Here is a 13,465-nt window from a genome sequence, read left to right as displayed (position 1 = left end):
AGGTTTATTGAATAGATTTGGTAACGCCAAGCGCTTCGATCTTAAAGGTATAAGAATCCTGATAATTTTCACCTTCCGGAAGTTTAAAAATAGCATAACCGTTTTCACTGGGTTGTTGCATTTTGAATTTTTCCTCTCCCTTTTTACTGATCACTAAAAGCTTTACCTCAACCCCATCGGGTATGTATTGATTCATAAAACTCTTTAACGGTCCAACAATGACCTGCCTACTTTCCTTTTTAAAAACTGCATCGAAATCGCTCATTACCGACTTGTAAGCAACTTCAAGTTCATTGCTTTCAGCCATTCCAGTAATATTTGAAGTAATTTTCCAATTTTGAGGAAATTCCGGATGAAGTATTTTTGCCGTCGCCACCCCATCTATCGTAGTCGCTATGGTTTTTAGAACAGCTTTTTCTTCATTTTTTACGAGGAACTCAACGGCCGTCCCATCGCTCACAATATTACCATATTCATCTTTGATCGTGGAAGTGATGATCTTGCTAACCATGTTTCCATCAGCATAATCGTGCTCTCTTTCGATGCTGATCTCAAAATCTGTAGCAATAGAAGGGTAAATATCACTTACCATTTCTTTGGCCTGAAGATTCATACTGGAGTTCGAGATCAGGATCTTACCTGATTTCTGTCTGGAATAAACATTTTTCCAGGCAAACATATTTTCCATTTCCAGGCTGTCTTTTGATAATTCCCCCAGAAAATATTCCGAAACTTCAACTATGGTTCCATCTGCCAGCGGATTGTCAAATTCATCTGTAGGAATGCTCACCAGCATGGAATAATCCCTTTTCCCAGCTTGAATACTTCTGGGACCGTAATAATTCTCGATGATCACCGGTTCAGGTTTTGGTAAAATTGTTATATGCCCAGCTGCCTGTTGTTGACCTGATTTCAATTTATAGTTAAGCGTACCCGATTTTGCGGTAAGAAATTCTGGTGCTTTAAAAACTAGGTCATTATCAATTTCTACTGGTTTCAGAATTATCTTCCCATAGGAATTATAAAGAATCAATCGGCTACTTAAATCTATATCCTGAAATTGAAAGATTAGATCTTCACCAGCAATGATTTGTTTTTTCAATGTAATAACTGAAGATTGACTGCTACTCGCCGATGTTGAAAATGCCAACAGGATCAATACCGGTATGTATAATAAAACTCTCATTATTTTGGATTTCCAATATAATTATTCATCTCGATCTTTATAAAACTATAATCTGGATTTGAAACTTCCTGTAAAGCATAATTCATCTGGTATTCCTTTCTCTGTGGCACCACCTTTTCAGCGATTGCCTTATTTGGAAGCCCGTTGACAAAAATGTTTTCCATGGAAGAGTTTACGATACAAACCTCCGAAAACTCGTCCAGGGATTTTTGAAATTTCTGTTTTCGCTGCACCCTGATTCCTTCCTTTAAATACTGATGTTCCACCCAGATCAATTCAGAATTCTCATCATAATATGAATACAATAATTGAGGAATGGTTACTTCCTGTACACCGGCATTGAAAAGAGTACCCACGATCTGGTTATTTTCAATATTCAGCTGATTTAAAGTTACACTTTTGTAAAGATCTGTGGTAGCCACATTTCCTGCACATTGAAGATTGAATTTCACCGGATCGGCTTTTAAAACCACAGGTGTAAATTCATCTGGATCAAAGGTTTCCGGGATTGCATCCCCTTTATTGATCCAGGCAATCCCTTCAAAATCTACTCGAAAACTGCTTATTTCCTTGGGCATTAATTTATGCTTAAGTACCTGCCTGGCATTATAAGTTGCCAGTTCATTATTTTCTGAATCATATAAAGTTCCTTTTATAACCACATCTGCCGGAACATGATCTATATTCTGTATCTCCCCAATAATGGAGTAACGGTCATTAGATCTGATAAGTTTTGCTGAAAGCACTTCCAGGACCGGTTGTTTCAAAACATCCTCATGATGAGTTTGCTGTGTGGTGATCTTCCTTCTGCCATGATTATAGAAAATGGTTTGGTTATCAGAAAATAGCTGATCTGCTGGCAGGTCTGTATCAGTTTCGTCAGGCTGCATAAACCATTTACCTTTTATCTTTTTTAGATCATGCTGAAATTTCTTCTCTACAATTTCAATCGGAGTAACCCAGGAGGTGAAAACATCTGCCCTGGCGATAGAATCATTGATTTTATTCACTTGCACATCAATACTGTCCAGTTTCGCGTAAGAGCTAAGGATCCCATCGCTCACTGAAACTTCCAGCATAAATTGCGCAATACTTTTGTCGCTTTCGGGATCTAAATAAGAATGAGCTCTTTCAAATTCCTTGAAGTCGATCGCATCATAATAGGCTTTTACCACATTTTCCTCGGAATATTGATCCTGGTTATCTAAGTAGATATAATACAAAGAAGTTAAAATGATCACGCTTAATAACAATGCGTAGATATTATTAACCTTTAATACGGTAGGATTAAACTTGTCTTTTACCCGGTGAAATTTGAGAAAATCGGGTTTGTATGGATTCCCGGTTTTTAAAGCATTGAACCAGATCAATTGCAGGTTTATAAAAAATGCGATGATCACGGAAAAGACCGGGATGATTCCCCACATTAATTTTAGGAATACCGGTACATCCTGAATCGAGATCACTTTTGATAAGGGCGGAACATTTAACTTCTCCCAGACCATGATCCCGTTTTCCAGCTGCTGTAATCGTTGCCATCCACTAAAGAACAATAAGGGATCGTAAAACTTATCATTGGAAAAAATGTATTTTAAATTATACTTTTCGGGAACTGCCAGAAACTGTTGCAGAGAACCTATACCTTCTACACCACGGAATTTAGAATTCTCCAATCGCTCCACCGCCCTGGTAGTAAGTTCAGGTAATCTTCTGGCTGAATGATAATTGCCATCTACCGTTAGTGCTCTTGTTTGAGCCGAAAGCCAGGCCATTTGATCTCCAAATCCAAGCGTTAAAAACCTCCAGTGATCGTGCTGATCTTCATTTAAGAAGTTTACAATAGGTAACATTTTGATGCTCTGTGGCTGCATTGGCCTGAAATAGCCAAGGCTGAGCGTAAAAACAGAAAGGAAAAGGAATAATCCTACCAGAAAAGCTCCGATAACGCGGTGGTAAACGGGTCCGAATTTATCCTGGATCAAACGCTTAAGATCTCCTTCAGCAAACCTGTAGGCAAATTCGCCAAATATAGGCAGCGACATGATGGAACCCCATAAAGTAAACCTGTCTAAAGTAAGAATATTGAAAGCCGTATCTCCAAGAAGCATCCTGGGAATAGGCGTGGTTCCTCCAGTTCCCAAAACAAAAAGCATCACAAAAGACAATCCAAAGAATAAATATCGCTTAGAGAAATACCGGTAGATGATATAAGGAAACAAGAAAAACAGGATTCCCCATGGAATTACGAAAAACACGAGTCCGGAAGAAGTGATTTCAATAAAGCTATCCCGGCTTCCATGCGGAATTGGCACCTGTGTGATCGGGTTCTTTTTAGTATTGATCCAGTAAGGCAGAATGCAAAAAACGATGACGAAAAGGGAAGTGAATCCGAATAATATAATTCTTTTCAAAAGCTGGAAAAAACTTTTCAGAAAAACACCGAAGGTGATCTTTTTGAATTGGCCTACTTTTTCATAGGAAACATCCATGATCACCATACCAATCAATGGAAAGATAAAAAAGATCATTCCAAAAATTGGAGTAACATGATGAGATGTTACAGTTACCGCTATTAAGGAGATCGCCCTGAAAAAGAACTTTCTTTTACCGGTTTTAATATATAGGTAGATTTCAGGTAGCGCATGCATTAATAAAGAAATACCAACTATGCTGGGTAATTGCCCGAATATGTGCAGCGTTTCAACGAAAGAAGATGAAAATACCGCTAGCAAAGCCGCATATCCCGCCGCTTTTCTACTGGCTGTGATCAACAAACTGAACCTATAAACTCCGGTTATGAAAAGGATCACCCCAATGATGGCCACCAGGAACATCCCGAACTTGAGTCCGCCGATATAAGAAAACAGAGCTATAGCTTGGTGAACCAGAGGCGGATATCCCATTACGGTGAAACCTGTATACCATTTGTAATTCCATGGCTCGAACCAGCTGTTGGCATAATGTTCAGCAAAAAACAAATGGATAAGAGCATCATAAGTATTCTCCAGCGTAAAAAAGATCGTAGACGAATGAAAAACAACTCCTATAATAAGTGCTGCAATCAGGTATTTATTGGTGGTCTCTTTCATCTTTAGGTAAATGATTATTTCTATGAAATAAAAATAGAAAGCTCAATTGCTACCTCAAATTCATCTATCGATACGAATTTACCATTCATCGACGTAAATTAACCAATTTATCTAATTCTCTGATTTTGAAGGCTAGTTCAATATAATTTTGGATCATAATCTAAAACCTAACACCATGAAAATTTTAGCAGTAGATGACCAGCAATTAGTTTTAATGCCTCTTGAAAAGCGATTAAAAGAAAGAGGATATGAGGTATTAACTACCACTCATGCCCAAAGAACTATCAGCATCTTTAAACAATTTAAACCAGATCTATTAATAATAGACATCAACATGCCGCTTTCAAATGGTCTAACCATTATCAGGACTATTAGAAATGAAATGAAAGATAATACCCCAATAATGGTTTTATCCGGAAATACTGACGATTCTCTGATCGTGGAAGCTTTTGAACTGGGAATTCAGGATTTCATGAAAAAGCCATTAAGTCTTGATGAAATTAGCGCAAGAGTGGGTAGATTATTAGGGCATAGTAATACTGGTATAACTCAAACCTTATCCTCAAACAGTATTATTCAGAATAGATGTGTAGGTGTGGTGATCCCATGTTATAATGAAGAAAACAGGTTACATTCTAATGAGTTCATCGATTTTGTTGAGCAGAATTCAGGATACCATCTTTGTTTTGTAAACGATGGTAGTACAGATGATACCATGAAGGTTTTAAATGCGCTAAGAAAAGGTCGTGAGCATTATGTTAGCATCTACAATTGCCCCAGGAATGTTGGGAAAGCAGAAGCAGTAAGACAGGGATTACTTTATATGGCTCAATTCGAAGATCTTGACTACGTTGGTTTCCTGGACGCAGATCTGTCTACTGACTTTAAAGATTTTGACGACCTGGTGAAAACAATAGAAACTTCAGACTTCCAGATCGTAAACGGTTCCAGAATATCAAGAATGGGAGCTGATATTACTAAAGAAAGTGCCAGAAAGATCATTAGCATGACCATTAACCTGATCATAACTGGCATCTTAGGAATGCCATTTAGGGATACTCAGTGTGGTGCAAAGATCATGAGAAAAGATCTTATTCCCGTAGCCTTTTCAACTCCTTTCTTAACCAAATGGCTTTTTGATGTAGAGATATTCATGCGTATGAAAGATCACTTCGGAATAAAAAAAGCTAAGCAGGTTATCTGCGAACAACCGTTGAAACGTTGGATACACGCAGATGGTTCGAAATTATCTATGGGAGATTCCTTAAAAATCGGATTTCAATTGATTAAGATCTATTATCGATATTCTATCGTACAACCCTCCAAAAATAATTCAGAATCTAAATCTCCCATTTTAGAATTAAAAAACGCCAATTAATTAATTGAGAATAATGTTCTTAAATAAAAAATTATGGAATTTCGATATAATTTTAAACTTTCTATAACAGTTTTTTAATAGTTACCTTTTTTGATTAAACAATAAAATTGCATAGCTTGTAAGAGCTTTATTAACCTGAATTAATCTGCTTTTACGCCCTACCTTAAGAGCCTAGTTGAACAAATTAGTAAAAAGTGAATTCTATACTCACTTTGCCCTGAAATGATAAAAAGGATCTTAAAATATTATTTGCCGCTATTTATAGTGAGCTTAGTTTTCTGTGTATGGATGTTTTTCAAAGAGAGAAAATCTATTGTTGAAGTAGAGCAAACAGAACTAGTTACCAAGAAACAACTCACCGTAGAATTACTAAACCCGGTAATTGCCAATATTTACTATTGGAGCAGACATCATTTTGATGAAGAAGATTTTGATTCTATAACTTCAGAAAGTTCATTTTTGAATGATATGAATGACTTTGTATTGGGAATGAACCAATACAGTCAGTTTCGTTTAATCGATAAAAAAGGACAGGAAGTATTACGCTTGGTTCGAGAAGATAATGGCTTCATTTTTCAGGATAATAATCTCCAGGATAAATCTAACCGTGGTTATTTCAAAAAAACCATCGCACTCGATAGAGGTGAAATTTATCTTTCTCCACTGAATTTGAATATCGAGAATGAAGAAATAGAAAAACCCTTTAGGCCGATGATCCGCGGTAGCGCCGCCATCTATTCAAAGAATAAGGAGAAATTGGGGATTGTAGTGATCAACTACGAAGCAGAAAAATTACTGGAATTACTTAATGACGATCTTAATAATTCATTCTTCATCTTAAATAAGGACGGTTACTATCTATCAAATTCTGAAAATAAGGAGATTGAGTTCTCTCACCTAACTAAACCCGCAGACGCAAAAGGTTTCTTTGCAGAAAATTCTGAAATCTGGGAAGTTATAAGTGGCGCATCAGAAAGTAATTTTTTTAATGACGGTGTCTGGGTAAGTAGTAAGCTTGATTTTGAGAGTTCACTTTCCGGATCAAGCATTATCGGAAATAGATTTGCTGAAATTGTAACTGATAATGAATGGTATCTAATTTCCCATGTAAATAACAGTCAGATATTCTACAGAATTTCAGACTTTCTACTGGTTATTCTGCTTTTGAACATTCTTATTTTACTCATTGTGATCTACATTGCACGCATTGAAGTTGCCAGTGTAAAACTAAAAAAGCAATATCTCATAAAGCTAAAAAAGAGGAAGACCACACTGGAAAAGAAAAATGTTCTTCTCTCTACTATTAAAGACAGGCTGGAATTGAGAAACCGGCAGTTAAAAGAATATAATAATATTGTTGCTCATAACTTACGTGCGCCAACCACAAGCATGTCTGCCTTGGTTTCTATGGTAAATAAAACAGATGACTATGAAGAATTGAAAGTTTATCTACCCAAGCTGAATACGATCACCAAAAATATCAATACACTGGTAAATGACCTGCTGGTTTATGTTCGCATTCTTAACGATGATAAAATTGAGATAGAGAAAGTAAATATTGAGCGAATCATACAAAACACTCTTGGTTTATATATCGAAACTATAGACCAGGAAGTTATAGACGTAAAAATTGATCTTTCTGGCTGGAAATCTGTAATGTTCTCCCGGATCTATCTGCAAAGTGTACTGCAAAATCTTATCTCCAATGCTATAAAATATCGTGATCCTAAAAAAGAAAGCTTTATCAAAATAGAAACCTTGATCCGTGATGATAAATATATCCTGGAAATTAGCGATAATGGCCTTGGGATGGATACTCAAACTCTGGAGGAAGAAATTTTTAAATTATACCGAAGGTTTCACCGGAATATTTCTGGAAAAGGAATGGGACTTTTTATGGTAAAGACTCAATTGGAATCATTAAATGCCACAATTGAAGTTGAAGGTGAAAAATTTATAGGAACCAAATTTATTATAACATTTAGCAAGAAAATAAACGAGTATGATATTTTTCCTAATTGATGACGACGAGATTTTTCATTTTATCACAAAAAGAACTCTGCACCGCATAAGTTCGGCGATTCAGATGGAAAGTTTTAAAGATGGTGAAGAAGGAATTGAAGGTTTAAAAACACGTATTTCACTAGATTGGAATATACCAGATATTATTCTTTTGGACATCAATATGCCTTTTATGAATGGATGGATGTTCATGGATGAATATAAAAAATTCGAAGACCGATTAAACAAGCGTGTTCAGGTTTATATGCTTACCTCTTCTGATGATCCGGAAGATGTCGCAAGGGCTAAAAAGATTTCTGAACTTTCTGGATACATGGTAAAACCCGTTACAGAAGACGAGCTGGAAATCATTATTCGAAAATTTCCAATGGAAGGATGGTATGAACCGAACACCTGAAATGTTTTCTAATTTCAATAGCCAATAGGAGTCTTTTGTTTTATTATAATATTTGTCACTCCCCTATTATCAATAAAAAATTCTCCTTATTTTATTTTTTTACCAGATCACCTAAAACATCCCATACATTTTCTGCCAGGATCTTCTGCCCTTCAGCGGTTGGATGAATACCGTCCTGCTGATTCAATTCAGGAATTCCTGCAACATCATCCAATAGGAATGGTATCAGGTAAACATCATTTTTTTCAGCCAGATCAGGAAATATCTGTTTGAATCCGGAAGTATACTCCTGCCCCATATTTGGCGGAATTTGCATCCCGGCCAGTATGATTTCAATATCAGGATTTTCCTGTCTTACAAAATCAATGATCTCCTGAAGATTATTTTTAGTCTCCTCGATGGCAATACCTCTTAATCCATCATTCGCTCCAAGTTCCAGTACAAAAACATCCACATTTTGTTTAAGCACCCAGTCTATTCTGTTTTTTCCACCGGAAGTAGTTTCACCACTTAAACCGGCATTTACCACTTTATAATTCAGGTTCAGAGAATCAAGTTTTTGTTGAATCAATTCAGGGAATGCCTCGCCTTTTTCTAGTCCGTATCCCGCGGTAAGACTGTTTCCGAAAAATAAAATCACCTTTTCATCGTCCTCAGAAGAATTATCTTTCTCCATAGAACTTTCAGTGTTCTGTTCCTTTTCCTGCTTTTTTTGCTCACCACATGATGATAGGCTAATGAACATGAACAATGATAAAAACAATGTGAAGCTTCTCATGATTGGGTAGATTTAATTAAAATCATTTCTTTATTTTGTTTCTCCCGATAAAGAAACCTAAAAGTAAGAAGATGGCAAAAATTTTAAACATTCAAAATCTGAAGAAAAGCTATAGCAGTGGCTCTAAAAAGCTCACCGTGCTGGAGGACATCAGTTTTGATATTGAAGAAAATGAAACCTTTGCCATTGTGGGACCTTCAGGAAGTGGGAAAACGACTCTTTTAGGACTCTGTGCGGGTTTAGACCAGCCTGACTCCGGAACTATTGAACTTTGCGGAACAGTGATTAATGATTTATCTGAAGATCAGCGTGCATTATTGCGAAATGAAAAAGTAGGTTTCGTTTTTCAGGATTTTCAACTAATTCCCACTTTGACCGCTTTAGAAAACGTTGCAGTTCCGCTGGAATTAAGAGGAGATAGAAATGCTGCAGAAATTGGAAAACAACTGCTGAGTAAAGTAGGTCTGGGAGACAGGTATGACCATTACCCTTCACAATTATCTGGAGGTGAACAACAAAGAGTTGCCCTTGCTCGAGCTTTCAGCACTAAACCGGATATACTTTTCGCCGATGAGCCTACCGGAAATCTTGATGAGGAAACCGGAAAAAAAGTGGTGGATCTTTTAATGGATTTAAATGAAGATTCGGGCACTACCCTGGTTATTGTCACGCACGATATGGAACTTGCAAGGAAAACACAGCGAATTCTCAGGCTCAAAGGAGGACGTGTTCTGGAAACCATAAACGCCTGAGATGTCTGATAAAAAAAACACTTATACACATAAGGCGGGATTCGGCTGGTTAATTAAAATGGCAATCAGGGATGGAAAAGCCAGTAAAAAGAAACTGGCTCTTTTCATGGCTTCCATAGTTCTGGGAATCGCCGCAGTGGTTTCTATACAATCCTTTAGTAATAACCTCAAAGATAATATCGCCTTACAGTCGAAATCGTTGATGGGTGCCGATTATAGGATTGATATGGACAACGAGCCGAACGAAAGGGTTCTAAGTCTTATGGATTCTCTTGGTGGCGCAGATTCTGAAGAGATCAGTTTTGCATCTATGGCTGCTTTTCCCGGAAAACAAGGCACTAAGCTCGTTCGTGTTCGAGGAATTAAAGGGAATTTTCCATTGTATGGCGAAATGGAAACCGAACCTGTAAGCGCAGCTAGAAATTACCTTCAAAATGAAACTGCGCTTGTTGATGCTACCCTAATGTTACAACTGGGTATAAAAGTAGGAGATAAAATTAAGATCGGTGATGTAATTTTACCCGTTGGTGGGTCATTAAAATCTGTTCCCGGTAGTGCAGCGATTTTCAGTTCTATCGCCCCGCCAGTTATCATTCCGCATAAATTTATTGAAGAAACTGGTCTCGTGCAGGTTGGGAGCCGAATTGGTTATAACTATTATTTTCTGGCTGATGAAAATCTGGATCTTGAAATATTTGATGAGAAAATAGACCCGATTCTGGATGCTAATGACGCCGACCTGGATACGCATAAATCTACCAGCGAAAGATTGGGAAGGCGCTACGAAAACTTCGGAAAATTCCTGAATCTAGTTGCATTTATCGCGTTGTTACTCGGTTGTATTGGTATTGCCAGCGCCATTCATATTTATATCAAGGAAAAATTAAGGTCGGTCGCGGTATTAAAGTGCCTGGGAGCTACAAAAAAACAGACCTTTTTTATTTACCTGACACAAATCGCGATAATAGGATTTATCGGTGGAATCATCGGAACAACCCTCGGTTTGTTTTTACAGCAACTTTTTCCATTAATCCTTCAGGACATCTTACCGGTTAATGTGGAAATTTCCTTTGATATATCAACAATTTTCATTGGAATTCTATTAGGTGTTTTAATGTCGATTCTTTTCGCCTTATATCCGTTAATGGGAACTTTGTATGTCTCACCGCTGCAGGCCCTGAGAGTTATCAATTCTGAAGATGGCAAATCTAAACGAGCTGGAATACTGGTACTTTTAGGAATATTCGCATTTATCTTTCTCTTTGCATTCTGGCTGCTTGAGGACTGGAAGTATTCAGTATTCTTTGTCCTGGGAATAGTCATCACCTTTTCATTATTGGCTGGTGTGGCCAACCTTTTCATGAAAATAATCAGAAAGTATTTCCCTTCTAACTGGGGATTTATAGCTAGGCAAAGCCTTTTAAATCTATTCAGACCACAAAATCAAACGCTTATACTCGTATTGGCCATAGGAATTGGAACTTTTCTGATCAGCACTCTTTATTTTACCAAAGATCTGCTTCTCGCGCAGGCTTCACTTGAAGAGCAGGCTAAAAGTCCCAATATTATATTACTTGATGTACAGTCTGAACAGCAAGCGAATGTTTCAGAAACCATTCAATCGAAAGGTTTGCCGGTACTTGAAAATATCCCGATCGTGACTATGGGTGTGGAAAGCCTTAATGGAAGATCTGTCAATGAAATACGCGAAGACACCACTTCCACGATCAATGGATGGATCTTACAACATGAATTTAGAACCACCTACCGTGATTCACTTATAGATTCTGAATTACTGGAACAGGGAGAATGGATTGGAAATAAACCGGAAGATGGTCTGGTTCCTATCTCGGTAAGTGATAATTTCGCTAAAGACGCCGAGGTTCAGGTTGGTGATAAAGTAAGTTTTAATGTTCAGGGAGTTTTACTGGAAACCGTGGTAGGAAGTATTCGTACCGTAGACTGGAGCAGAATGCAGCTAAATTTTTCGGTCGTTTTTCCTGCCGGTGTTCTAGAAGAAGCTCCTCAATTCCGCGTTCTCACCACCAAAGTTCAGGATGAAACCGGTTCTGCAGAATTACAGCAAACTCTGGTTAGTAAATTTCCAAATGTTACCATTATCGATCTCAGACAGGTTTTGAGCCTGATCGAAAAAATACTCGCTAAAATATCCTGGCTTATCAACTTCATGGCATTTTTCAGCATTCTAACGGGAATCATAGTATTGATTGGTGCTGTTAGAACAAGCAAATATCAGCGTATTCGCGAAAGTGTATTATTAAGAACTCTCGGTGCAAAAAGTGGCCAGATCCTGAAAATTCTGGCTTTGGAATATTTTTACTTAGGTTTTATCGGTGCATTTTCCGGGATCATACTTTCCCTCATAAGCAGTCAACTACTGGGATATTTTGTCTTTGAAACCACCTTTATTCCGTCATTAGTTCCTTTTGCGATTCTACTACCAGGAATTATTCTGTTAGTGATGAGTATAGGTTTGAGCAATAGCCTCGGAGTGATCAAAAGTCCGCCGCTGGTGGTACTTCGTAAGGAATTGAGTTAGAGCCACAAATCTGCTGCCGAAACCATTTAAAATTAAGCTTTTAGTATAAGTTTAACTGAGAAATTTAGGAATTAAACTGGCTTAGACCGTATTTTTAAGTCTGACTAAACTTGAACCAACCAAAACATGGAAAATTATCATTTAGAGCTAAATGATGTTGACGAATTTATACCCGAACTTGCTAATGAATTTGGAACTGATTACTCAGAACACCTAGGTGAATTTCAACTTCATATTCCTGAAAGTAAAGGAGAAGGAACTATCAAAGGAATAAATTTCCCTAATGGTATAGGTTTGTATACTTACCATTGCAAATTAAATACAGACATTAGCCTTTGTATTTCCCAGCCTCGTATTAAACCCATTCGCTTTATTTATTGCGTTAAGGGAGAAGTTCAGAGTCATTTTGTAAATGATGAAGACCTTGTTAATATTACCGATCACCAGTTTCTTATAGCAGCTCCAACCGATAAGGAAAAACATAGCCTGATCTTTAATAAGAATAAGGACATTGTGATGTGCTACCTTGAAATTGATCGTTTAAAATTTCAGCAGTATTTTTCCTTTGATCTGCATGATCTTGAACCAGTTTTTTATAAGATTTTCAGTGATGTAGAAGCAGCGAATCGAATTTCCGAAACCGGAAGTTTTAGTTTGAAAACGGCTGATGCTATTAAAGAGATCAGGATTTGTGAATTAACCGGATTTCCCAGAGTAAACTTTATTGGTGCCAAAGCGCTAGAAGTTCTGAGCTATATGCTGGCCCGTTTCAAAAAAGAAAGCCAGAGATTCCAGAAGAATGAATTGAAAGAGAAAGATCGGAAGGCTATAGAAATCGCGGTAGAGTATATCGATGCAAATATTTCACAAACAGGAACCGTAAATGAGCTGGCCCAGATCGCCGGAGTGAATACCAACAAACTACAGGAAGGTTTCCAGGTGATCTATGGAAAAACGGTGAATGAATATATACGTGATATTCGACTAAGCAAATCTTTAAATATGCTTACTGCAGGAAATAAAAATGTGAGTGAAGTAGTTTATGAACTTGGACTTTCCAGCAGAAGTTATTTCTCTAAGATCTTTAAAGCTAAATATGGCGTCTCGCCAAGAAAAGTGCTTTCCGGAAAAGCGACTTCCAATAAACTTGAAAAATAATTATCCCAGGCCTGTTTTCTATTTATGAATTACTTTAAAATTGGTGTTGAAATCAGCATCAGTATATTATGCTATATTGATGTTAAGCTTTCTTCTAAAATTTCAATACTTCGTATATTCAGGCCTATTTACAAACGGATTAAAA

General features: G+C 37.2%; 9 protein-coding genes. 6 read left to right on the top strand and 3 right to left on the bottom strand.

What is annotated here, in order from left to right:
- Positions 1-4: 4 nt before the first annotated feature.
- Together AC2S94_RS10875 and AC2S94_RS10870 are read right to left on the bottom strand one after the other, a co-directional pair.
- Positions 5-1,186, bottom strand: a complete 1,182-nt coding sequence (locus AC2S94_RS10875; RefSeq protein WP_484628631.1) for an Ig-like domain-containing protein — start codon at positions 1,184-1,186, stop codon at positions 5-7.
- A complete protein-coding gene (locus AC2S94_RS10870) occupies positions 1,186-4,275 on the bottom strand; it encodes a hypothetical protein (RefSeq protein WP_484628630.1) in 3,090 nt (1,029 codons plus the stop codon). Before AC2S94_RS10870 ends, AC2S94_RS10875 begins: the two co-directional genes overlap by 1 nt.
- A gap of 175 nt (positions 4,276-4,450) precedes the next feature.
- Here AC2S94_RS10870 and AC2S94_RS10865 point away from each other — a divergent pair, with 175 nt between their 5' ends.
- From AC2S94_RS10865 to AC2S94_RS10855, 3 genes are all read left to right on the top strand, one after another.
- Positions 4,451-5,653: a response regulator gene (locus tag AC2S94_RS10865; RefSeq protein ID WP_484628629.1), complete on the top strand. Its 1,203-nt coding sequence runs from the start codon at positions 4,451-4,453 to the stop codon at positions 5,651-5,653.
- Positions 5,654-5,875: 222 nt separating this feature from the next.
- The gene (locus AC2S94_RS10860) at positions 5,876-7,675 is read left to right on the top strand and encodes a sensor histidine kinase (protein ID WP_484628628.1); all 1,800 of its coding nucleotides are present in this window, start codon (positions 5,876-5,878) and stop codon (positions 7,673-7,675) included.
- On the top strand, positions 7,656-8,072 hold the full coding sequence (locus AC2S94_RS10855) for a response regulator (protein ID WP_484628627.1): 417 nt from the start codon (positions 7,656-7,658) through the stop codon (positions 8,070-8,072). The genes AC2S94_RS10860 and AC2S94_RS10855 overlap by 20 nt, the downstream gene beginning before the upstream one ends.
- A gap of 91 nt (positions 8,073-8,163) precedes the next feature.
- On the opposite strand, the gene AC2S94_RS10850 is transcribed toward AC2S94_RS10855, so the two are convergent.
- On the bottom strand, positions 8,164-8,850 hold the full coding sequence (locus tag AC2S94_RS10850; RefSeq protein ID WP_484628626.1) for an arylesterase: 687 nt from the start codon (positions 8,848-8,850) through the stop codon (positions 8,164-8,166).
- A 71-nt stretch (positions 8,851-8,921) separates the two neighbouring features.
- Between AC2S94_RS10850 and AC2S94_RS10845 the strand changes: the two genes are divergently transcribed.
- From AC2S94_RS10845 to AC2S94_RS10835, 3 genes are all read left to right on the top strand, one after another.
- Positions 8,922-9,602, top strand: coding sequence for an ABC transporter ATP-binding protein (locus AC2S94_RS10845; protein ID WP_484628625.1), 681 nt, complete (start codon positions 8,922-8,924; stop codon positions 9,600-9,602).
- Position 9,603: 1 nt separating this feature from the next.
- Positions 9,604-12,162 (top strand): ABC transporter permease, encoded by a 2,559-nt coding sequence (locus AC2S94_RS10840; RefSeq protein WP_484628624.1) that lies wholly within the window; start codon positions 9,604-9,606, stop codon positions 12,160-12,162.
- A 126-nt stretch (positions 12,163-12,288) separates the two neighbouring features.
- A complete protein-coding gene (locus AC2S94_RS10835) occupies positions 12,289-13,320 on the top strand; it encodes a helix-turn-helix domain-containing protein (protein ID WP_484628623.1) in 1,032 nt (343 codons plus the stop codon).
- The last annotated feature ends 145 nt before the right edge of the window (positions 13,321-13,465 follow it).

The organism is Christiangramia pacifica, from assembly GCF_057221535.1.
The sequence above is the reverse complement of the archived record's forward strand: the minus strand, read 5'-3'. Positions and strand labels throughout refer to the sequence as shown.